The sequence below is a fragment of the Actinomadura oligospora ATCC 43269 genome (assembly GCF_000518265.1).
In the GTDB taxonomy this organism is placed as follows: Bacteria; Actinomycetota; Actinomycetes; order Streptosporangiales; family Streptosporangiaceae; genus Spirillospora; species Spirillospora oligospora.
The window spans coordinates 1065319-1087222 of sequence record NZ_KI912410.1 but is presented as its reverse complement, the minus strand read 5'-3'; the positions used below and the strand labels follow the sequence as shown (position 1 = coordinate 1087222).

Here is a 21904-nt window from a genome sequence, read left to right as displayed (position 1 = left end):
CTTACCTTTCTAGCGCTACATTAACTCTGCGCTTACTTCTGCGGCGTCCGCTTTTGTCGCCATTCGCGGGAAGAAGGTAGCAGGCACGGTTAGGATCCATTCGGGGCTTCCGGGCTCAGTGGAGGGGACATGGCCTGGTTCGAACGGGAATTCACCGTGGTTCCGGAGGAGCGCGCGGGGCGGTGAGAGCGCGGCGGGCCAGATGGCGCAGGGCGCGGGGCCGGGCATGACCCGGAGCGGGCCGGTCGGCGCGGGGGCGTTCCGATGGTCCCGTTTCTGTGCCGACTACGGGCGGGCCGTTTCGGGCTGACCCTTCTCAGACCACGCGCGGATCGCGTGCCGACCACACGGGATCCGCGCCTTCCGAAGGCTTCCGGGCCGTGTCCTCGGCGTCAGACGAGGACACGGCCCGGAAGTTCATTCAAAGCGGGTTGGCGTCGGTCACTTGCCCCGGCGGTCCTGCTTGGGGAGGCCCTTGTCGAGGCCCGCGCGGCGCAGGGCGTCGGCCATGGCGCTGTTGCCGACGGGGGCGCTTCCGCCCTGACGGCCGCGCCCTCCGCTGCCACCGTTGCCGCCGCCGTTGCCGCCGCCGCCCTGGCGACGCTGCTGGCCGCCTCCACGCTGGTCACCGCCGCGCTGGCCGCCACCGCCGCGCTGTCCGCCGCCCCGCTGGCCTCCGCCTCCGCCGCCGCGCTGGCGGTCGGCGGGCTTCTGGCGCTCGGTCTCGTCCTCCAGGCGGAGGGTGAGGGAGATGCGCTTGCGCTGGAGGTCGACGTCCAGGACCTTGACGCGGACGATGTCGCCGGGCTTGACGACGTCGCGCGGGTCCTCGACGAACTTGCTGGACATGGCCGAGATGTGGACCAGGCCGTCCTGGTGGACGCCGACGTCGACGAACGCGCCGAAGGCGGCGACGTTGGTGACCACGCCCTCCAGGATCATCCCGGCCTCGAGGTCGGCGAGCTTGTCGACGCCCTCCTTGAAGGTGGCCGTCTTGAAGGCGGGACGCGGGTCGCGGCCCGGCTTCTCCAGCTCGGACAGGATGTCGGTGACGGTCGGCAGGCCGGTCGTGTCGTCCACGAACTGCTGCGGCCTGAGGGAGCGCAGCGTCGCGGTGTTGCCGATCAGGGCCTTGATGTCGGTGCCCGCGGCGTCCAGGATGCGCCGGACGACCGGGTACGACTCGGGGTGGACGGCCGAGGCGTCGAGCGGGTCGTCCCCGCCGGGGATGCGCAGGAAGCCCGCGCACTGCTCGAACGCCTTGGGGCCGAGCCGGGCCACGCCGCGCAGGCCGTCGCGGGTGCGGAACGGGCCGTTGTCGTCGCGGTGCGCGACGATCGAGGCGGCCAGGCTCTCGCCGATGCCGGACACCCGGGTCAGCAGCGGTGCGGACGCGGTGTTGACGTCCACGCCGACCGCGTTCACGGCGTCCTCGACCACGGCGTCCAGGGAGCGGGACAGCTTCAGCTCGGACACGTCGTGCTGGTACTGGCCGACGCCGATGGACTTCGGGTCGATCTTGACCAGCTCGGCGAGCGGGTCCTGGAGGCGGCGGGCGATGGAGACCGCGCCGCGCAGGGACACGTCCAGGTCGGGCAGCTCGCGGGCGGCGTAGGCGGACGCCGAGTACACCGACGCGCCCGCCTCCGACACCATGATCTTGGTGAGCTTGAGGTCGGGGTTCGCGGCGATCAGGTCGGCGGCGAGCTTGTCGGTCTCGCGGGACGCGGTGCCGTTGCCGATCGCGATCAGGTCGACCTTGTGCTCCTTCGCCAGCCTGGCGAGGGTGGCGAGCGAGGCGTCCCACTGGCGGCGCGGCTCGTGCGGGTAGATCGTGTCGGTCGCGACGACCTTGCCGGTGGCGTCGACGACCGCGACCTTCACGCCGGTGCGCAGGCCCGGGTCGAGGCCCATCGTGGCGCGGGTCCCGGCGGGCGCGGCGAGCAGCAGGTCCTTGAGGTTCCCGGCGAAGACGCGGACGGCCTCGTCCTCGGCGTCCTGGCGCAGGCGCGTGCGCAGGTCGATGCCGAGGTGGACCAGGATCCGGGTGCGCCAGGCCCAGCGGACGGCGTCCTGCAGCCACTTGTCGGCCGGACGGCCCTGGTCGGTGATCCGGAACTGCGCGGCGATCTCGGTCTCGTAGCCGGTCCGGACGGCCGGGTCGGCCTCTTCCATCTCGGGCTGGAGGTCGAGGTCGAGGACCTCCTCCTTCTCGCCGCGGAAGAGGGCGAGGATGCGGTGCGACGGCAGCTTGGCGAACGGCTCGGCGAAGTCGAAGTAGTCGGAGAACTTCGCGCCCGCCTCCTCCTTGCCTTCGCGGACCTTGGCGACGACGCGTCCGCTGGTCCACATGCGCTCGCGCAGGGAGCCGATGAGGTCGGCGTCCTCGGCGAACCGCTCGACCAGGATGGCGCGGGCGCCCTCCAGGGCGGCGGTCGCGTCGGCGACGCCCTTCTCGGCGTCCACGTAGCCGGCGGCGGACTCGGCCGGGTCGTGGGTCGGGTCGTCCAGCAGCAGGTTCGCGAGGGGCTCCAGGCCGGCCTCGCGGGCGATCTGGGCCTTGGTGCGGCGCTTGGGCTTGTACGGGAGGTAGATGTCCTCCAGCCGGGCCTTGGAGTCGGCCGCCATGATCTGGGCCCTCAGCTCATCGGTGAGCTTGCCCTGACCGTCGATCGACTCCAGGATCGCGCCGCGCCGCTCGTCCAGCTCGCGGAGGTAGCGGAGCCGCTCCTCCAGGTCGCGGAGCTGGGTGTCGTCGAGCGCGCCGGTCGCCTCCTTGCGGTACCGGGCGATGAACGGGACGGTGGACCCGCCGTCGAGCAGCTCGACGGCGACCCGCACCTGCCCCTCCCTGACGCCGAGCTCGCCTGCGATCCGCTCGGTGATGGGCCGCGGCTCGGCCTGCTCGGCGGCGTTCTGGCTGGTGACTGTCACGTATCGATTCGCTTTCTCCCCGGGATGTCGCCCGTGCATTGTCCAGGAACCGGGGCCGCTTGTCGCGTCAGCCCCGGTTCCCGGACGGTCTCGTCCCCGATCGGTGGAGATCACCCGGGATGGGAGGCCCTGGTCAGCCCACCGGCATGCGCGGGGCGATCCGGTCGCCCGGCGCCGGGCGCCTCCTCGACAGCGGGCCCGGCCACCAGTTCGCGCGTCCGAGCAGGACCATCAGCGCGGGCAGGACGATGATCCGGATCACCACGGCGTCGATGAGGACGGCCACGGCGAGCCCGACGCCCATCTCCTTCATCTCCATCAGGCGCAGCGCCCCGAAGATCGCGAAGACCGAGATCATGATCACCGCGGCGCCGGTCACCGTCCCGGCCGAGCCGGTGATGCCCTCGGCGACGGCGCGGCGGGTCGGGAGCCCAGCCCGGGCGGCCTCGCGGATCCGGCTGACCAGGAAGACGTGGTAGTCCATGGACAGCCCGAACAGGACCGCGAACAGGAAGAGCGGGATCCAGGCGACGATCGTGCCGGTGCTGCGGAAGCCGAGCGCCCCCTCCAGCCAGGTGTGCTGGAAGATCAGGACGAGCGCGCCGAACGAGGCCCCGACCGACAGCAGGTTCACCAGGATCGCGGTCAGCGCGACGACCACCGAGCGGAAGATCACGGTCGTCATCAGGAAGCTCAGGCCGAGGACGAACGCGACGACCAGCGGTGTCCGGTCGGACATCTGCCCGCCGAAGTCGACCGAGGCGGCGGCGTCCCCGCCGACCCAGGTCTCGGCTCCGGCGACCTTCCCGGCGGTGGCCGGGACGAGGTCGTCGCGGAGCCGGGCGACCGCGTCGCGTGCCTGGGCGCTGTTCATGCCGTAGGGGGTGGCGAGCGTGAGCATCTGGACGCGTCCGTCCGCGGAGGCCCGGATGTCCGGACGCGGCCCGCGGGCGACGAACAGGCGGTCGCCGGCGGCGCCGGCCGCGAGGCCGGTCAGGGCGGCGTGGACCTCGCGGGCCCGGTCCGGGGTCGTCCGGACGACGATCTGGTGCTCGGTCGACCTGTCCGGGAACGCGGCGACCAGGCGGTCGTAGGTCCGCAGGGCCGGGATGGCGCGCGGGAGCTGGTCGGTCGTGGTCGACCGCAGCTTCATGTCGAGCGCGGGGACGGCGAGGGCGAGGAGCGCGACGACGGCCAGGACGAGCGTGATCGCCGGGTGCCGCAGCGCCGGGCGCAGCAGCGCGGGCCACAGGCGCGGGTTCTCGCGGGTCGCGGTCAGCCGCCACAGCACCGGGACGCGCGGCCGGTCCACGCGCGGGCCGAGCTTGGCGAGGACGGCGGGCAGCACGGTCAGCGAGCCGAGCATGGCGACCGCGACCACGACGATCGCGGCGGTCGCGAGCGAGGTGAAGATGACGTTGCCGGTGAGGAACATCCCGGCCATCGCGACGATCACCGCGACGCCCGACACCACGACCGCGTGCCCGGAGGTCGCGGCGGCGATCTCGATGGCGTCCCGGTGGCCCGCGCCGCGCAGCCGCTCCTCGCGCTCGCGGCGCAGGTAGAACAGCGAGTAGTCGACGCCGACGGCCATCCCCATGAGCATGGTCATGCTGCTCGCCGTGTCGTACATCGGGACGAGGTGGGAGACCAGCGCGGTCAGCCCGGTCGCGCCGGCGATCGCGGTGATCGCGAGCAGCACCGGGACGCCCGCGGCGATCAGGGCGCCGAACGCCACGATCAGGATCAGCAGCGTCACCGGGAAGCCGATGCCGTCCGCGCGGATCAGGTCCTTCGCGATGAGCTCGGACATGTCCCTGCCGATGGACGCGCCGCCGGTCTGCTCGACGCGCAGCGCGGGGAACCTCTTCTGGACGTCGGCCGTCCGGTCGAGCAGCGGCTTGACGCGGTCCTTGGCGGTGAGCGGGTCGCCCGCCACGGTCGCCGGGACCATGAGCGTCGTGCCGTCCTTGCTCAGGACGGGCGCGTCCACCTTCGTGACCTGCGGGATCCCGCGCAGGGCGGTGGTCACCTCGGCGGCGGCCGTCCGCGCCTCGGCCTGGGGCAGCGGCCCGGACCGGGACGTGATCACCACGTTCTCCACCGCGGGCGGGGTCACTCCGTGGTCGTGCGCGACGCGTCCGGCGGTCCCCGCGTCCCGAGCGGCCTGGTCGAGGTCGGTCGCCTTGTTCGTGCCGAGGGCGCCCCCGAGCACCACGCACGCCACCACGAAGACGATCCACAGCCCGATCGCCCTCCAAGGGTGGCCCGCGCTCCAGCGGGCCACCTGCACCGTCACCGATCGCCTGCTCATGAGCCCGGCACCATCCCGTTCCGTTCGACCGTCCTGCTTTCAACGACGGTTCGATGCTCGTGCGGCGCGGGCTCCGGGACAGTGGGGCCACGTCCTCTTCGGGGTAGGCCAAAGTCCACCTTCGGGATGGGGGGTCCAGGCCCCCTGCCCGGAATGCGCCGTCCGGGCACAATGGGCCTGTGAACGGCGAGCATGTGGACGGCGAGACCCGCGAGCAGGCGGGCGTGGCCGGGCTCGCGGTCGGACGCAGCCTGCTCCAGGCGCTGCTGGCCCAGGTCGCGAACCTGCCGCTGGCGATCCTCCTGCTGGTCTCGCTCGCGCTCGTCCCGCTCGGGGTGGGGCTGGCGCTGCTGCCGCCGGTGCTGGTCGCGGTGCGCGGCCTGGCGAACCAGCAGCGGCGCTGGGCGCGGGACTGGTCGGGGGTCGAGATCCCCGTCCCGTACCGGCCGAGGCCCGCGGAGGTGACCGGCGGCGGCCGGGTGTGGTGGCTGCTGCGGGACCCGGCGTCCTGGCGCGACATGCTCTGGACGGCCGTGAACTCGGTGACCGGGCTGCTGCTGGCCGGGCTGCCCGCCGCGCTGGTCGTCTACGGGCTGGAAGGCGTCCTGGTGATGCCCTGGATGCCCGACCTGCGGACGTTCGGGTGGGGGCCGTTCTGGCCGCTCGGCGACTACGGCCTGCTCGGCTCGTTCGGCTGCGCGCTGCTCGGGTCGACGCTGGTGCTCGTGGGCTGGCTGGCCGGGCCGTCCATCATGCGGGCGTACGCGCTCGTCAACCGGTCGATGCTCGGGCCGACCCGGGGACGGCTGGAGGAGCGCGTCCGGGAGCTGACCGAGACCCGGTCGGAGACCGTGGACACCTCGGCCGCCGAGCTGCGCCGCATCGAGCGCGACCTGCACGACGGCCCGCAGGCCCGGCTCGTCGCGCTCGCGATGCACATCGGCCTCGCCGAGCAGATGGTGAAGGACGACCCGGACACGGCGGTGCGGCTGCTGGTCGAGGCGCGGGAGGCGAGCGGGACGGCCCTCACCGAGCTGCGCGACCTGGTCCGCGGCATCCACCCGCCGGTGCTCGCCGAGCGCGGCCTGGACGGCGGCGTCCGGGCGCTCACGCTGAGCCTGCCGATGCCGGTCGAGGTGGCCGTGGACGTTCCCGGACGGGCCGCTCCCCCGGTCGAGTCCGCAGCGTACTTCGCGGTCGCCGAGATGCTCGCGAACGTCGTGAAGCACGCGGACGCGGAGCGGGCGTGGGTGGACATCCGGCACAATGGCACCGCGCTCGTGATGATCGTCGGGGATGACGGGCGCGGCGGCGCCGATCCCGGGCGGGGCACCGGGATGCGGGGCATCACGCGCCGCCTGGCGGCCTTCGACGGCACCATGGCGGTCGCCAGCCCCGAGGGTGGGCCGACCGTCGTGACCATGGAGCTGCCGTGCGCGTTGTCATCGCCGAAGACCTAGCGCTGCTGCGGGACGGCCTGATCCGGCTGCTGTCGGCCTACGGGTTCGAGGTCGTCGAGGCCGTGGACAACGGGCCGTCGCTGAAGCGGGCCCTGGTGGAGCACCGTCCGGACGTGGCGGTCGTGGACGTCCGGCTGCCGCCGACGTTCACCGACGAGGGGCTGCGGGCGGCGCTGGACGCGCGGCGCGAGATCCCCGGGCTGCCCGTCCTGGTGCTGTCGCAGCACGTGGAGCAGCTGTACTCGCGCGAGCTGCTGTCCGACAGCTCCGGCGGCATCGGCTACCTGCTGAAGGACCGCGTGTCCGACGTGAAGCAGTTCGTGGAGGCGGTGCGGCGCGTCGCGGACGGCGGGACGGCGCTCGACCCGGACGTGGTGTCCCAGCTGCTGACCCGCCGGTCGCGCGAGGAGCCGCTGAAGGCGCTGACGCCGCGCGAGCGCGAGGTGCTGGAGCTGATGGCCGAGGGACGGTCGAACGCCGCGATCGCCGGGAAGATGTTCGTCACCGAGAAGGCCGTCACCAAGCACACCGCGAACATCTTCGCCAAGCTCGGCCTGCCGGTGTCGGAGGACGACAACCGGCGCGTGCTGGCCGTCCTCGCCTACCTGCACGCCTGACGCGCGAAGGGGCCGCCCCTTCCCGGGACGGCCCCTCTCTCGCGGGTCGGGGTCAGCCGACGGTGTAGGAGTAGGGGATCGCGGTGAGGACGTCACCGCCGTTGTAGATCGCGCCGAACTGGCCGTTGAACGCGCCCACCGGTGAGGTCACCAGGTAGAGCACGCCGTTCACGACCGTTCCGGGCTTGGCCGTCGGCGTGATCGTCACCGACACCTTGCCGCTCTTGCCCGGCTGGACGACGACCGGGGTGCCGTTCGGGTCGAAGTTCCCGGTGATGGCCGTCTTGTACGGGTCACCGGCCGGGGAGGTCACCGTGGTGTCCCACGGCTGGGTCTTCGCCAGCGCGGCGAGCGTGCTGGTGCCGGACGGCGCCGGACCCGCGAACGGGCCGATCTGCTGGACGTAGCTGAACCAGAACCCGCGCGCGAGGACGTGCCGTCCGCCCGCCTCGCTGACGCGCGCGATCGAGGTCAGGTCGCCCTTCCTCGCCGAGGCGAGGTCGCCGAACACGTCCGGTTGACCGGCCGGGCCCTGCAGTTCGACCTGCGCCGGGGTGCTGGACTGCGCGGCCAGCGACAGCGACCGGGTGCCGGGCGGCACCAGGTACGCCGGGACCGACGAGGACGGCGTGATCGGCAGCGTGATGGTCGCCGGGCCGAGCGGCGCGAGCGTCACGTCCGGGCGGCAGGCCGGACGGGTCGCCGCGGAGCAAATACGGCGAACGTCCGAATATCAACGGATCTTGACGAGTGGGACAAGAGGGAGAAAAGCGACGATTAGATCACGCTTGTGTTCAGGACACGGCGGGGAGCCGGTTTGCGCCGGACGGTAATTCGTCGCACTAACGGTCGGCTCGCTCCCCGCGACGGCCCGTCAGCGGGCCCAGAAGGGGACGATCTTCTCGTCGCCCTTGGGGGCCAGGTCGCAGCCCTCCTGCACGACGGGCACGGGGGTGTGGACGAGGATTCCTGCGGGCGCGGCGACGACGGCCTGGTAGCCGTCCGCGGAGACGACCATCTGGCGCTCGACCCCGCCCGGCAGGAGCAGGGTGTCGCCGGGCGCGACGTCCACGACCTCGTCGCCGACGGTGAAGGTCGCGGCGCCGCCCAGGCACGTCCAGACCGACTCGTCGTCGAGGACGTGGAACGGGCCGGTCACGCCGGGCACCGCGTCCACCTTCCAGACGGCGAGCTTCGAGGTGCCGCCCTGGGTGGGCGTGGCGAGGGAGGTCATGATGCCGTTCGGGGTCTGGAAACGGCGGGACTCGGTGTCGCGGATCACGGGCATGGGGTTCTCCCGGTAGAATTTAGACAACTGGGTTGTCCATATAGTCAACGAGGTTGTCTTTCATGTCAAGCGCCGAACCCGACGCCCCGGGCTGGGAGCTGCCGCTCCGGCTGTTCCTGGCGTTCCGGCAGATCATCGACGAGACCCACGATGAGCTGGCCGAACAGGGTCATCCGGACATGCGTCCCATGCACGGCTTCGTCTTCCAGGCGATCGGCGTCGAGAGCACCACCGCCATCGAGCTCAGCCGCCGGCTCGGCGTCAGCAAGCAGGCCGCGGGCAAGCTCGTCGACACCCTCGAACGGCTCGGCTACGTCGAGCGGGCGTCCGACCCGTCCGACGCGCGGCGCAAGCTCGTCCGGCTGACCGCGCACGGCTGGGACGCGCTGCACCGGTCCGCGATGATCTTCGACGTCATCCGGAAGCGCTGGGCGGACGAGCTCGGCGACGACCGGATGCGCGCCTTCGAGGCCGCCCTGCGCCAGATGACGCCCGGCGACATGTGGCGGCTGGACGCCCCCGGCTGGTTCGGCTCCACCTGAGCGCGGGCCTGGGCGCGGCCTGGGCGCGGGCCTGGGCGCGGGCTGGGCGCGGGCCTGGGCGCGGGCTGGGCGCGGAGGACGAGGACGAGGGCGAGGGCGCGGGCGCGACCCGCCTGGAACCGATCTTCCAGACCGGCGCAGCGTGCGGGGCGGACCAGCGTGATCGCGGCGAACCGGTGTGCCCAGGGCCCTTGCCCGGGCCGGTCAGCGCGGTTAACATCGCGGCGATTCTTAGGAAACTTTCCTAAGAATAATCAAGATTCCTGTTGGTTCGGGGGCGCGAACTGAACGGAGAATCATGGCCACACCGGGCCCACGGCGGATCCTGGCGATCCTGTCCGCACTCACCGCCGCGGCGGGGCTGACCCTCACCGCGGCGCATCCCTCGGCGGCGGCCGGAGCCGTCACCGCCACCTGCACCAAGACCTCCGACTGGGGCACGGGCTTCGAGGGCTCGTGCACGATCAGCAACGGCACGTCCGCGGCGATCAGCAGCTGGAGGCTGGAGGGCGACCTGCCGTCCGGGACCGCGATCACCGCGGCCTGGAACACCACGCAGACCCACTCCGGCAACCACTACACCTTCGCGAACGCGTCCTGGAACGGGACGGTCGCGGCGGGCGCGTCCACGAGCTTCGGCTTCGACGGCAGCGGCACGGGCTGGTTCTCCGGCTGCACCGTCAACGGCGCGGCGTGCGACGGCTCGGGCAACCCGCCCGGCGGGGACACCCAGGCCCCGACCGCGCCGTCCGGGCTGAAGTCCACCGGCAAGACCGACACGACGGTCAGCCTCTCCTGGACGGCCTCGACCGACAACGTCGGCGTCACGGGCTACGACGTCTACCAGGGTTCGGCCAAGGCGACCTCGGTGACCGGCACGTCCGCGACCGTCACGGGCCTCACGGCGAAGACCGCGTACAGCTTCAGCGTGAAGGCGCGGGACGCCGCCGGGAACGTGTCCGGCGCGTCCAACGCGGTGTCGGTGACGACCAACGACTCCGGCGGCGGGAACCCGCCCGGCGGGACGAAGGTCATGGGGTACTTCACCGACTGGGGCATCTACCAGCGGAACTACCACGTCCGGAACATCGACACCAGCGGCACCGCGAGCAAGCTGACGACCATCAACTACGCGTTCGGCAACGTCACCAACGGGCAGTGCGCGGTCGGCGACGGCTACGCCGACTACGACCGCTTCTACGGCGCGGGCGAGAGCGTGGACGGGACGTCCGACAGCTGGGACAACGGCGCGCTGCGCGGCAGTTTCCACCAGTTGCAGGAGCTCAAGAAGAAGTACCCGAACATCAAGGTGGTCTGGTCGTTCGGCGGCTGGACGTGGTCCGGCGGCTTCACGCAGGCCGCGCAGAACCCGGCCGCGTTCGCCGACTCCTGCTACAAGCTGCTCAACGACCCGCGCTGGGCGGGGCTGTTCGACGGCATCGACATCGACTGGGAGTACCCGAACGCCTGCGGCCTGAGCTGCGACACCAGCGGTTTCGCGTCGTTCAGGAACCTGCTGTCGGCGGTGCGCTCGCGGTTCGGCTCGTCCCAGATCGTGACCGCGGCCATCACGGCGGACGCCACGTCCGGCGGCAAGATGGACGCGGCCGACTACGCGGGCGCGGCGCAGTACGTCGACTGGTACAACGTCATGACCTACGACTACTTCGGCGCGTGGGACGCCAAGGGCCCGACGGCCCCGCACTCCCCGCTGACCACCTACGACGGCATCCCGATCAAGGAGTTCAACAGCACCGACACGATCGCGAAGCTGAAGGGCCTCGGGATCCCGTCCGGCAAGCTGCTGCTCGGCATCGGCTTCTACGGCCGCGGCTGGACGGGCGTCACGCAGAAGGCCCCCGGCGGCACCGCCACCGGCCCGGCCGCGGGCACCTACGAGCAGGGCATCGAGGACTACCGCGTCATCAAGGGCAAGTGCCCCGCCACCAGCGTCGTCGCCGGAACCGCCTACGGCCTGTGCGGCACCGAATGGTGGAGCTACGACACCCCGTCCACGATCGCGGGCAAGATGTCCTACGCCAAGTCGCAGGGCCTCGGCGGCGCCTTCTTCTGGGAGATGTCCGGCGACACCGACAACGGTGAACTGGTCACCGCCGTCCGCTCCGGCCTCGGCTGACCCGCTCCTCCGGTCGCGGCCCGGACCTCCCCAGGACAGCACCCCGGTCCGCGACCCCGCCCGAAGGCCCCCGGCCACTCCTCCCGCCGGGGGCCTTCACCCGGCTCAGAGAGCGTCGAACGTGGGGCGGAGCGCCTCCATCAAACGGTCGATGTAGGGCTGGGGCGTCGTGGCGATGTTCGGACGGTCCTTGCGGAACTCGTCCCACTCGACGTAGGTGAGGGACTCCCGGAGGCTCGCCTCGGCGATCGGTTCCTCCTTGTAGGAGTCGTCCGCCAGCTCGAAGACCTTCGCCAGCAGGTCGGCGGAGACGAACGTGTGCTCGGCGAGCAGGCAGGCGTCGTACAGGTCCTTGCCCTCGGGGTAGATGTCGCTGCTCAGCCAGAGGAGCTTCCAGGCCAGCGACAGTTCGGGCGACGCGGCGAGGACCCGCGCGGCCCCGGAGCCGTCCGGGCGCGGGACGTCGGTGAACTCCGGCTCGGACGGCAGGTGCTCGTTGAACACGAAGTCGAGCTGGACGGTGCCGCCGGGCAGGCCCTCGGTGTCCCACGGGAGGACGACGCGGCGGCCGGGCACGCGGTCGTAGGTCCAGATGTCCGACCAGACCGCGCCGTCCGCGTGGATGAGCACCCCGGAGGCGCGGGACACGTCCTCGGCGGCCCGCGCGACGCCGTGCAGGAGGACGTCGGTGCGCGCCTCGGTGACGCCCCAGGTCTCCGGGCGGAGGACGAAGTCCAGGTCGCCCGGGTCGCGGGCGGCGGAACCGTACCAGGCGGACAGGAGCATGCTGCCGCGCAGCATCAGGTTCTCCGCCCAGCGCGAGCCTCCGACCGCCGCGAGGACGTGGTCGAGCGCGCGGCGGCGGGCCGCGAACCAGCGGGCGGCGTCATCCGGATCGCGGAAGCGCGGCTCGCTGGGACGCAGCGCGCGGCCGTGGTGCTGCATCGCCGGGTCGAACACCGGGACCTGCTCGGCGCCGGGAACCGGCCGGACGGTCGGGGGAAGGCTCAGGCGGGCCGCGGTCGCGGCGTCGGGAGCGTCCGCCGGGATGCGCGCGGTGTCGGGCCAGGGGCCATGGCGCAGGTCGTCCCAGGTCATCGGGTCTCCCGAGGGGCGTCGAAGGTGCCGTGAAGGGCCGCCAGCAGTCGGGCGGCGAACGGGGCGGGAGTGACCGGGCCGTCCGGCAGCTCCCGATTTCGGAAGGCCTTCCAGCTGGCGTCGGCCCGGTGCAGCGCGGCCCGCAGGGTCGCCTCGGTCACGGGCCTCGGGGTGGCGTCCGCCAGCACGCTCACCTCCACCAGCAGGTCGGCGGACAGGTACACGTGCTCGGCGAGCAGGACCGCGTCGAACAGGTCCTTGCCCTGGGGAGCGGCCTCGTTGACCAGCCAGAGCAGCTTCCAGGCCAGCGACAGCTCGGGCGACGCGGCGAGGACGGTCGCCGGGGCGCCGCCGTCCGCCCTCGGGATCTCGGTGGCCACCGGCCCGGTCGGGACCCGCTCGTTGAACGTGAAGTCGATCTGGAGGCGGCCGTGCCCGGCGTCCCCGGCGTCGTAGGGCAGTTCGTACCGGCGGCCCGGCGCCGCGTCGTAGTCCCAGATGTCGTCCCACTCCGCCTTGGCCGCGTCGATGCGCACCGGCGTGGCCGAAGTGTCCGCGCGGGACGCCCGGGCGGCGGCTTCGAGGACCCCGTCCAGGAGATCGTCGGCGTAGCCGTCATCCAGGTTGACGGTGTGCGGAATGACCACGAAGTCCAGGTCGCCGGGCTCGCGGGCCATGTCGCCGAACCAGGCGCGCAGGAGCGTGCTGCCGCGCAGCATCAGGTCGGCGGACCAGACCGAGCCGGCGATCCCGGCCAGGACGTGGTCGAGAGCACGCCGCCGTGCCGCGGTTCGGGTGGGGTCGTCCCGGTTCATCGGGGCTCCTCGGTGATCCAGCCGTCGTCCAGGGACGGGGTGTCGTCGTGGACGACGTACTCGCGTTCGACTTCGACGATCTCGTGGGCGGCCGAGCGCAGCGCGGTGACCAGGGCGTCCAGGCGGGCCCCCGCGGTGGGCGCGCCGACGCGGTGGCAGCGCTGGGTGACGAACCGCTCGGGACGTCCGTCCGGGCGGACGCGCCGGGCGTTGCGGGACACGTGCGCGCCGTGCGCCAGCGCGAGGGCGGCGAGCGCGGCGAGGTCGGCCTCCGGGGTGAGCAGCAGCTTGACGTGGTGCTCGAAGTAGGAGCCGAGCGCGTCGCCCTCGGCGTCGGTGCGCGGGACGCCCTCGTTCCAGGGCGCGGCCTCGACCTTGACGCGGACGACCCGGAGGCCGTCCCCGCGCAGGTCGTCGGCGGCACGGGCGGCCTCGGCCAGGACGGCGTCGCCGGTGCCGGAGCGGCGCAGGCTCAGCATCGGCTGCGCGGGCGTCCGGCCGCGGGCGAGTTCGATCAGGGTGAGCTTGAGTCCGCGCGCCGCGGCGGCCTCGCGCGCCCGCGGCGCGTCCGGCTCGGCGACGGTCAGATGAATCTCGAAATCACCCCTGATGTTCACCCTGCCGAGGGTCGCAGAATCCGGGAAGACGGGTCATCCGAATTTCGAGTGCCAGAATCCCGGATATGGGCCTTCCTGTCGCCGCCGTCCTGTTCGACCTCGACGGAACGCTGATGGATCATGAGACGGCGGCCGTCCGGGCCGTCGTGGAGTGCCGGCCGGACGCCGATCCGGCGTTCGTGGAACGCCGGTGGGTCGAGCTGACCGACGAGTACGTGGAGCGGTTCGCGGCGGGCGAGATGAGCTTCGCCGAACAGCGGCGGCGCCGGGCCGTCCTCCTCGCGGCCGAACTGGGGCGTCCCGGCTGGGACGACGCGGCGGCGGGGCTCACGGGGGTCTGGCTGGACCGTCCCGGCACCGGCGCCGCCGCCGACGTCCCCCGCATCGGCACCCTCGCCGAACTGCCCGGCCTACTCGGCTGAGCCGGAGGCCAGGACGGCCTCGACCTCGAGGACGATCTCGACCTTCTCGCCGAGGGCGACGCCGCCCGGGATCGGCATGTTGGTGTCGACGCCGAACTCGGTGCGGTCGATCACGCCGGACGCGGTGAACCCGGCGCGGGCGCCGCGGCCGTCCGGGTCGAAGTGGTCGGGGCCGAAGCCGCCGATCTCCAGGTCGAAGGTGACGGGCCTGGTCACGCCCTTGATCGTCAGGTCGCCGTCCAGCTCGTAGCGTCCCGCGCCGCGCGCCGGGCGCAGGCCGGTCGAGCGGAACGTCATGGTCGGGTGCTCGTCCACGCCGAAGTACTCGGCGGTGCGCAGGTGCGCGTCGCGCTGGGTGTTGCCGGTGTCGACCGAGTCCGTCCGGACGGTCGCGGTGACGGTGGAGTCGAGCGGGTCCTCGCCGGTCGTGAACGTCGCGTCGAAGTCGGCGAACCGGCCGCGGACCTTGCTGATCATCAGGTGCCGGACGGCGAACCCGACGGTCGAGTGGACGGCGTCCACCGTCCATGAGCCCGCGATGTAGCCGGGGATCTCGACAATCTGGGCGGTCATCGTGTCTCCTTGGTTCTGGGAAGTAAGTCGGTTCCCCGGAGGAACCGCCTTCATCCTGCGAGAACCCAGCAAGCCCCACAAGAAGGCACTTTTTCCTGCCCCAGGAACCCGGAGATAACCATGGACTTCAGCGGCCTGAGCGAGCACTCCCTCGAGGCCTGCCGTGCACGCGAGACCCTCGACCGCGTCGCCGAGAAGTGGACGGTGATGGTCATCGCGCTGCTCGGCGATCGCACCAAGCGGTTCGGCGAGCTGAAGCGCGAGTGTGTCGGGATCAGCCAGCGGATGCTCACCGTGACGCTGCGCGGCCTGGAACGCGACGGCCTCGTCGTCCGGACCGTGTACCCGGAGATCCCGCCGCGCGTCGAGTACACCCTGACCAAGCTCGGCCGGACGATGCTGGAGGCGCTCGAGCCGATCATCGTCTGGACCGAGTCGCACGGCGACGAGATCGACGCCGCCCGCGCCGCCTACGACCACCGAACGTCACCGGAGGAGTAACCCGGTGCGCGCGAGGTGGGGGTCGGGGACGAGGCGGGCGCGGTCGCGCTGTTCGGCGAGCGGTATGGCGAGCGCGTGCGGATCGTGGACATCGGCGACGCGTCCCGCGAGCTGTGCGGCGGCACGCATGTCGGGCACGGCGCGCAGGCGGGGCCCGTGCACCTGCTCGGGGAGTCGTCGGTCGGGTCGGGCCTTCGCCGCGTCGAGGCGCTGACCGGGCCGGACGGTCGCGAAGCGGACCGTCCTCGTGTTGTGACCGCCGGACGCCGTGTCTCGCAGGCCGCCCTGCGGGACGCGGCGGCGCGGGCCTGTCGGTTCGGGATGCGGTGGCGCGGGTGGTCAGTCGGGGATGATGACGGCGCGGCCGTCGATCTTGCCTTCGTGCAGCCGCTGGTAGGCGATCGGGGCCTCGTCGAGCGAGTACGTCTCGACGTGGACGTCCAGCATCCCGGCGCGGGCCAGGTCGAGCACCTCGACCAGCTCGGACCGGCTGCCCCAGTACGGCGACCGGACGGACGCGTCGTAGGCGATCGCGCCGAAGCCGACGGTGGCCGTGCCGCCGCCGATGCCGACGATCGCGACGTCCGCCTCGGTGCTGGCGACCGCCGTGGCGATCGCGGTGGTCGGCGGGGCGCCGACGAAGTCGAACACGGCCTGCGCGCCGAACCCGCCGGTCACCTCGCGCACGCGCGCGACGGCCTTGCCGTCGGACATCACGGCCTCGTGCGCGCCGACCTCCTTGGCGAGCGCGAGCTTGTCGGGCGACACGTCCAGCGCGATCACGCGGGCCGGGGTCAGGGCGCGCAGGAGCTGGATCCCGACGTGCCCGAGGCCGCCCGCGCCGATCACTACGGCCGTGGCGCCCGGCACCAGGCGCGGCAGCGCGCCCTTGATCGCGTGGTACGGGGTGAGCCCGGCGTCGGTCAGCGGGACGGTCCGCACGGGGTCGAGATCACCCAGCGGGACGAGGTGGCGCGGCGCGTCCACCAGCAGGTACTCGGCGATCGCGCCGGGCGCGCCGAGGCCGGGCGGCCGGATCCCGAGGGCGGCGGCGCGGCGGCAGTAGTTCTCCTTGCCCTGGGCGCACTCCGGGCACGTCCCGCAGCCCCACGGCCCGTACACCGCGACGGACTCGCCCGCCGTCAGGCCCGTGACGCCCGCGCCGAGCGCGGCGACCGTGCCCACGCCCTCGTGGCCGAGCGTCAGGGGCAGGCCGATGCCCAGTTCGGCCGAGCTCTGCATCACCACGAAGTCGGAGTGGCAGACCCCGGCCGCGGTCACCTTCAGCAGCACCTGCCCTGGTCCCGGCTCCGGGTCCGGCACCTCGACGACCTCGGGCTGGCTCCCGACCTCGCGGAACTGGACGGCCCTCATGATCTCCCCCTCAGGTGCGGCCCCCGCCTCACGCGGTCCATACCCCCCAGTCGCCCCACCTCCACCTCAACCCACGAAAAGCCCCAGGTGGGCAGGATCTTCCCGGGGAGACACATCACTCGCCCTCGCATCTCTGCGCCGATGCCGCGGAACGGGATAGACTGCTGCGCGCTGCGGGCTGTAGCGCAGTTTGGCTAGCGCACCGCCTTTGGGTGGCGGGGGTCGCCGGTTCGAATCCGGCCAGCCCGACGGACGAGGCGAGGCGGGGCCCACGGGCCACCGCCTTCCTCACCCCGTCAATCGAAGCGACAACCACTGGGAAAACCCGGTACGCTACGGTCACGGACGAGGCGATGCCTCACCCACGCGGATGTAGCTCAATGGTAGAGCCCTAGTCTTCCAAACTAGCTACGCGGGTTCGATTCCCGTCATCCGCTCCACGTGAGAAACGACAACGGCGGCCCGAGGGCCGCCGTTTCGCTTTTCCACCGCCGCCGTTTCCCGCCGCTTCAGCAAAGGCTTCCGGTGAGCGCGACGGAACGCGAGGAACTGCCGACCATCACCTTGGCGCACCCCTTCGCCCGCTGCCAGGAATGTGACGAGGTGTTCCAGTACGAGAGGGCCCGGGCGTCCAGCGGGAAGGTGACGCGGGCCGAAGCGCCGGGCGCGAGCGCGACCTTACTGAAGCCCCTGAGCTGCCAGGCGGGCTCCGGCACGGCCTTGCTGGACGGCAGCCCGAGGTACAGCTGCGGGACGGCGTAGCCGCGGCGCCTGCCGGTGTTGGTGACGGTCACACTCACCCCGGTCCGCGACACCTTCAGGGAAGTGAATTTGAAGCTGGTGTAGGAGAGCCCGTATCCGAACGGGAATGCCGGGACGTAGCCCTTGGCGTCATAGTGCCGATATCCGACCAGCAATTCCTCGCTGTACCGGACGGTGTCCCCGACGCCCGGGTACTGGGACGCGTTTCCGCTCGCCGGGGCCTGCTTCTCGGCGGCGGGGAAAGTGACCGGGAGACGTCCGCCCGGATCGACGTCGCCGAAAAGAACGCGCGCGATCGCCGTCCCGCCGGGCCCGCCCGCGTACCAGGACTCCACGATCCCGCGGACCTTTCCCGCCCAAGGCGTCAACACCGGGCCGCCGGTCTGCATCACGACGACGGTGTTCGGGTTGGCCTTCGCGACGGCCGTGACCAGGGCGTCCTGGTCGCCGAGCTTCCCGTCGCCGCAACGCAGCGTCAGGCACGTCACGTCGGCGTCCTCGGCCCGCGCGTCGGCGACGAACACCACCGCGGCCTTCGCCGCCCTGGCCGCCTTCACGGCCGCCGCGACGTCCGTCCCGTCCCGGTACGTCACGTTCTTGGCCACGGCGCGCGTGGTCAGGGCCTTCAGCGGTGTGATCGACGACACGGGCTTGACGTAGGCGGACCCGACCGCGGAACGCACCTGTGCGGCGGGCTTCCCGATCACCGCGATCTTGGTTCCGGCCTTGAGCGGCAGGACGCCACTCGTGTTTTTGAGCAGGGTGATGCCCTGTTCTGATAGTTGCTGCGCGGTGCGGCCGTGCGCGGTGTAGTCGATGCGTCCGTCGTTGACCGGACGGGCCCGGTCGAACACCCCGAACGCGAACAGCGTCCGGAAGCGGGCGCGGAGCCGCGCGTCGACGTCCGTCCAGGTGATCTTGCCGTTCTCCAGGGCCGAGCCGAGCGCGGGCGGGCTGTACTGGACGCCGACCGGCATCTCCAGGTCGAGCCCGGCCTTCATCGATCCGTCGGTGCTCTTCACGCCGCGCATCCAGTCGCTGACGACGAACCCGGTGAACCCCCACTGCTTGCGCAGCACGCCGTCCAACAGCGGGGTGTTGGAGCAGCTCGGCAGGCCGTTGACCAGGTTGTATCCGCACATGACGCTGCCGACCTTCGCCTCGCGCACCGCCGCCTCGAACGGCGGCAGGTACACCTCCCGCAGCGCCCGCTCGGACACGACCGCGTTCACCGAGTACCGGTTGGCCTCCTGGTTGTTGGCCGGGAAGTGCTTGACCTGCGCGATCAGTCCCCTGGCCTGGACGCTCCCGATCCAGGACGCGCCCATGCGGGACGTCAGCAGCGGATCCTCGCCGTACGCCTCGAACGCCCGGCCGCTCCGGGCCGTCCGCATGAGGTCGACCGCAGGGCCCAGGACCACGTCGTTCCCGTGGTGGACGGCCTCGTCCGCGACCAGCGCGCCCGCCTGCCGGACCGCCTGCGGATCGAAGGTCGCGGCCAGCGACAGCCCGGACGCCAGCGCGGTGTTCGGCCCCTGCTTCACACCCATCGACCCGGCGTCCACCAGGTACAGCTCCGGGATCCCGAGACGGGGAACGCCGTGGACCGTTCCCGCCCGGTACTTCGGATCGTCGGCCGCCCGCAACGGGCCGACCAGGTCGTCCCCGGCGAGCAGCGCCTTCTTCTCCTCCCCGGTCAGCGCCGCGACCAGCGCTTCCGCGCGCCGCTCGGCCGACAGGCCGCGATCGCACCAGGGCCGTCCGGACGGATCGGCGCACGGCGCGCTGTCCGGGGCCGCGCCCGCGACCTGCGACCGGACGACCGGGGAGACGAGGAACCCGGCCGCCGCCAGGGCCCCCACGACGACGACGGTCCTGCTTCTGATCATTTCTCGCCGTCTCAGGAGGTTTGGAGGAGGGCGAGCCCGGCGGCGCGGTGCTCGGCGGCGGTGTTGGGGTCGGTTTCGGCCAGGACGGCGGCGATGCCCTCGTGGGCGAGGGCCTCCTCGTGGCGGTAGCCCACCTCGGGGGCCAGCTCCAGGGCCTGGCGGTGGAGGCGGAGAGCCTCGTCGGGCAGACCCGCCAGGCGGCAGGTCTCGCCGTAGCCGTTGAGGAAGTGGATCTTCCAGTGCTCCTCGAAGAGCTCGTCCAGGAGGGCGAAGGCCCGGCGGTGGCTGGCGAGGGCCTCGTCGTAGCGGCCCATCTGGCGCAGGGCGACGCCCAGGCAGTTGAGGCACCAGGCCTCGTTGTGCTTGTGGCTGTCCTCGCGGGCCAGTTCCAGGGCCCGGGTGAGGTGGTCGTTCGCCTCGTCGGGATTTTCGGGGGCGAGGGCGACGCCGAGGGTGATGCGGGCCGTCAGCGTGGACGGCCAGTCGGGCTCGTCGCCGGTCAGGTCGAGGGCCTGGCGGGCCCGGGCGGCGGCGTCCTCGCGGTAGCCGAGCTGGAGGAGCGCCCAGGCCTCGTTGGCGGTCGCGTGGGCCCTGCCCTTGAGCGAGCCGATGGAGTCGTAGAGCGCGGCGGCCCGGCAGAAGAGGGTCAGGGGCTCCTGCACGTTGCCCTCGTCCCAGAGGAGGAAGGCGCGGCGCATGGCCAGCTCGGCCTCGGCCCAGGTGTCGCCGGTCCCGGCGATCAGGGGCGCGGCGGTGTCGTAGGCGGCGTGGGCCTCGGCCATGCGGCCCGCGTTGTAGCGGGCGAAGCCGAGGTCGCTGTGGGCTTCGGCCAGCCGGAGCGGGTCGTCCAGGCGGCGGGCGGCGTCCAGGGCGCGTTCGAACAGGACGTTGAGGTGCGTGGTCCCGCAGCGGCGGGCGAAGAACGCCCGCATGAAGCGGGGCAGTTCGCAGGCGTGGACGTCGGCTCCGGTCGCGACGGCCGTGTCGAAGACGGTCATCAGGTTCGTGTACTCGGTGCCGAACCAGAAGAGGGCCTGGTGCTTGTGGCCGAAGGCCGGGAGCTCGGCCGGGGCCTCGCCCGCGGTCGGCGCCCGGCTGCGGGACAGGTACGGCATCGCGGACTCGGCGGCTGCCGCCGCGTGGACGTAGTAGTCGAGGACGCGTCCGAGGGCCCGGTCGCGGTCGTCCTGGGTGTCCTGCTCGGCGGTGGCGCGGCGGGCGTGCTCCCGGACGAGGTCGTGCAGCCGGTAGCGACCCCCGGACGGCTGCTGGACGAGGTGCGCGTCGAGGAGGTCCTCCAGCATCGTCCTCGCGGCGCGCAGGGGGACGTCCGCGACGGCCGCCGCCACGTACTCGTCGAAGGACGAGCCGGGCAGCAGCCCGAGGAGGCGGAAGAAGCGGCGCTGCGACCGGTCCAGCTGCCGGACCGACATCGCGAACGCCGTGTCGAACTCACTCGGGCCCTCCGCCATCCGCTCGACGAGGATGCCGACGGTCCAGCCCGGACGGTGCCGGAGGCGGGCGGCGGCCAGGCGCAGCGCGAGCGGCAGGTGGCCGCACAGGCGCAGCACCTCGGCGGCCTGCTCGGGCTCGCGGGCCAGGCGTCCCTCCGGACGGCCGGACTCGCCGCTCGCGCGGGCCAGCAGCTCGGCGCTCTCCTCGGGGGACAGGACGTCCAACGACACCGGCGGGACCTCGTCCAGGCCGAGCAGGCGGTTGCGGCTGGTGATCAGCGCGACCGACGGGCCCGCGCCGGGCAGCAGGTGGCGGACCTGGTCCGCCCCCGCGGCGTTGTCCAGGACGACGACCGCGCGCCGGGACGCCAGCTCCGCGCGCCAGCACGCGGCGAGGGGCTCGATGCCGCCCGCCTGCGGGATCCGCTCGGACGGGACGTCCAGCGCGGCGAGCAGCGTCCGCAGCGCCATGTCGGGGTCGAGCGGCTCGCGTCCCTCGGTGAACCCGTGCAGGTCGAGGTAGAGCTGCGCGTCCGGGTAGCCGGTCGTGAGCCGGTGCGCCGCGTGGACGGCGAGGCAGGTCTTGCCGACGCCCGGCATGCCGTCGATCGCGACCAGCCGGTCGGCCTCGACGGCGGCGAGCACGGCGGCGAGGCCGTCCTCGCGTCCGGTGAAGTCGGGCACGTCGCGGGGCAGGTCGTTGCGCGGCGGACGCGGCGTCCCGGCGGGCGGCGACGGCGGCTGGACCTGGCGGCTGGTCTTCGGCGGCGCGGGCAGCGGGCTCCCGGCCCGCTCCCACAGCGGACGCAGCGGACGCGGGTCGCGCTTCACCAGGCGGCACAGCTCGACGACCGCGGGCCACGGCGGGACGGTCTGCCCGCCGAGGTACCGCGACAGCGAGGACGAGCTGAGGCCGGTGTCCCGCGCGAGCGCCCGGACGCCGCGTCCGGACAGTTCCTGGATCAGCCGGAGCCGTTCGGCCAGCTCCTCCTGCGGATCCGTCGTCCGCTGTTCCGCCACCATCGCGACCCCTGTCGATCTGTCCCGCGTCGCCAGTCTTTTCCTGGTTCGAGTCCTGGCTGGTCGTGACCGTACCAGCTGTCCCAC

17 protein-coding genes, 2 tRNA genes and 1 pseudogene are annotated in these 21904 nt (G+C 72.5%); 9 read left to right on the top strand and 11 right to left on the bottom strand.

Annotation, left to right across the window (positions count from 1 at the left end):
* Nucleotides 1–441: 441 nt before the first annotated feature.
* A complete protein-coding gene (locus P696_RS0136765; protein ID WP_084338713.1) occupies nucleotides 442–2973 on the bottom strand; it encodes a Tex family protein in 2532 nt (843 codons plus the stop codon).
* Between the two features lie 94 nt (nucleotides 2974–3067).
* Nucleotides 3068–5248: an MMPL family transporter gene (locus P696_RS50575; RefSeq protein ID WP_034488465.1), complete on the bottom strand. Its 2181-nt coding sequence runs from the start codon at nucleotides 5246–5248 to the stop codon at nucleotides 3068–3070.
* 179 nt (nucleotides 5249–5427) lie between these two features.
* Between P696_RS50575 and P696_RS0136755 the strand changes: the two genes are divergently transcribed.
* Together P696_RS0136755 and P696_RS0136750 are read left to right on the top strand one after the other, a co-directional pair.
* Nucleotides 5428–6708: a sensor histidine kinase gene (locus P696_RS0136755; protein WP_245627948.1), complete on the top strand. Its 1281-nt coding sequence runs from the start codon at nucleotides 5428–5430 to the stop codon at nucleotides 6706–6708.
* A complete protein-coding gene (locus P696_RS0136750; protein WP_026416224.1) occupies nucleotides 6681–7325 on the top strand; it encodes a LuxR C-terminal-related transcriptional regulator in 645 nt (214 codons plus the stop codon). The genes P696_RS0136755 and P696_RS0136750 overlap by 28 nt, the downstream gene beginning before the upstream one ends.
* Before the next feature lie 52 nt (nucleotides 7326–7377).
* Here the strand turns inward: P696_RS0136750 and P696_RS0136745 are convergent, their stop codons facing one another.
* Both P696_RS0136745 and P696_RS0136740 read right to left on the bottom strand, forming a co-directional pair.
* Nucleotides 7378–8001 (bottom strand): hypothetical protein, encoded by a 624-nt coding sequence (locus P696_RS0136745; RefSeq protein WP_026416223.1) that lies wholly within the window; start codon nucleotides 7999–8001, stop codon nucleotides 7378–7380.
* Nucleotides 8002–8199: 198 nt separating this feature from the next.
* Complete coding sequence (locus tag P696_RS0136740) at nucleotides 8200–8613, bottom strand: cupin domain-containing protein (RefSeq protein ID WP_026416222.1); 414 nt, start codon at nucleotides 8611–8613, stop codon at nucleotides 8200–8202.
* A gap of 62 nt (nucleotides 8614–8675) precedes the next feature.
* On the opposite strand from P696_RS0136740, the gene P696_RS0136735 reads away from it, so the two are divergent.
* Complete coding sequence (locus P696_RS0136735) at nucleotides 8676–9155, top strand: MarR family winged helix-turn-helix transcriptional regulator (protein ID WP_026416221.1); 480 nt, start codon at nucleotides 8676–8678, stop codon at nucleotides 9153–9155.
* A gap of 298 nt (nucleotides 9156–9453) precedes the next feature.
* Nucleotides 9454–11292 (top strand): glycosyl hydrolase family 18 protein, encoded by a 1839-nt coding sequence (locus P696_RS0136730; protein ID WP_084338711.1) that lies wholly within the window; start codon nucleotides 9454–9456, stop codon nucleotides 11290–11292.
* Nucleotides 11293–11397: 105 nt separating this feature from the next.
* On the opposite strand, the gene P696_RS50570 is transcribed toward P696_RS0136730, so the two are convergent.
* The 3 genes from P696_RS50570 to P696_RS0136715 are packed head-to-tail and all read right to left on the bottom strand — an operon-like array spanning nucleotide 11398 to nucleotide 13822.
* On the bottom strand, nucleotides 11398–12390 hold the full coding sequence (locus tag P696_RS50570) for a nucleotidyl transferase AbiEii/AbiGii toxin family protein (protein WP_051468598.1): 993 nt from the start codon (nucleotides 12388–12390) through the stop codon (nucleotides 11398–11400).
* Nucleotides 12387–13205, bottom strand: a complete 819-nt coding sequence (locus tag P696_RS50565) for a nucleotidyl transferase AbiEii/AbiGii toxin family protein (RefSeq protein WP_051468596.1) — start codon at nucleotides 13203–13205, stop codon at nucleotides 12387–12389. Before P696_RS50565 ends, P696_RS50570 begins: the two co-directional genes overlap by 4 nt.
* Nucleotides 13202–13822: a hypothetical protein gene (locus P696_RS0136715; RefSeq protein WP_245627947.1), complete on the bottom strand. Its 621-nt coding sequence runs from the start codon at nucleotides 13820–13822 to the stop codon at nucleotides 13202–13204. Before P696_RS0136715 ends, P696_RS50565 begins: the two co-directional genes overlap by 4 nt.
* A 65-nt stretch (nucleotides 13823–13887) precedes the next feature.
* Here P696_RS0136715 and P696_RS50560 point away from each other — a divergent pair, with 65 nt between their 5' ends.
* Nucleotides 13888–14244, top strand: a complete 357-nt coding sequence (locus P696_RS50560) for an HAD family hydrolase (RefSeq protein WP_026416218.1) — start codon at nucleotides 13888–13890, stop codon at nucleotides 14242–14244.
* On the opposite strand, the gene P696_RS0136705 is transcribed toward P696_RS50560, so the two are convergent.
* On the bottom strand, nucleotides 14233–14817 hold the full coding sequence (locus tag P696_RS0136705; RefSeq protein WP_026416217.1) for a YceI family protein: 585 nt from the start codon (nucleotides 14815–14817) through the stop codon (nucleotides 14233–14235). The two genes, P696_RS50560 and P696_RS0136705, sit on opposite strands and share 12 nt — an antisense overlap.
* Nucleotides 14818–14937: 120 nt before the next feature.
* On the opposite strand from P696_RS0136705, the gene P696_RS50555 reads away from it, so the two are divergent.
* Nucleotides 14938–15318 (top strand): winged helix-turn-helix transcriptional regulator, encoded by a 381-nt coding sequence (locus tag P696_RS50555; RefSeq protein WP_034488460.1) that lies wholly within the window; start codon nucleotides 14938–14940, stop codon nucleotides 15316–15318.
* A gap of 27 nt (nucleotides 15319–15345) precedes the next feature.
* Nucleotides 15346–15543: pseudogene (locus P696_RS55255) on the top strand (hypothetical protein); the annotation flags it as partial.
* 114 nt (nucleotides 15544–15657) lie between these two features.
* Here P696_RS55255 and P696_RS0136690 read toward each other — a convergent pair.
* The gene (locus P696_RS0136690; protein ID WP_026416216.1) at nucleotides 15658–16692 is read right to left on the bottom strand and encodes an NAD(P)-dependent alcohol dehydrogenase; all 1035 of its coding nucleotides are present in this window, start codon (nucleotides 16690–16692) and stop codon (nucleotides 15658–15660) included.
* Between the two features lie 174 nt (nucleotides 16693–16866).
* Here P696_RS0136690 and P696_RS0136685 point away from each other — a divergent pair.
* Both P696_RS0136685 and P696_RS0136680 read left to right on the top strand, forming a co-directional pair.
* Nucleotides 16867–16941, top strand: a tRNA-Pro gene (locus P696_RS0136685).
* A 117-nt stretch (nucleotides 16942–17058) separates the two neighbouring features.
* Nucleotides 17059–17132, top strand: a tRNA-Gly gene (locus P696_RS0136680).
* A gap of 69 nt (nucleotides 17133–17201) precedes the next feature.
* On the opposite strand, the gene P696_RS0136675 is transcribed toward P696_RS0136680, so the two are convergent.
* Together P696_RS0136675 and P696_RS0136670 are read right to left on the bottom strand one after the other, a co-directional pair.
* On the bottom strand, nucleotides 17202–19343 hold the full coding sequence (locus P696_RS0136675) for a beta-glucosidase family protein (protein ID WP_034488454.1): 2142 nt from the start codon (nucleotides 19341–19343) through the stop codon (nucleotides 17202–17204).
* An 11-nt stretch (nucleotides 19344–19354) separates the two neighbouring features.
* Entirely contained in the window at nucleotides 19355–21820 is a 2466-nt protein-coding gene (locus tag P696_RS0136670) for an ATP-binding protein (RefSeq protein WP_026416214.1), read from the bottom strand.
* Nucleotides 21821–21904 lie beyond the last annotated feature (84 nt).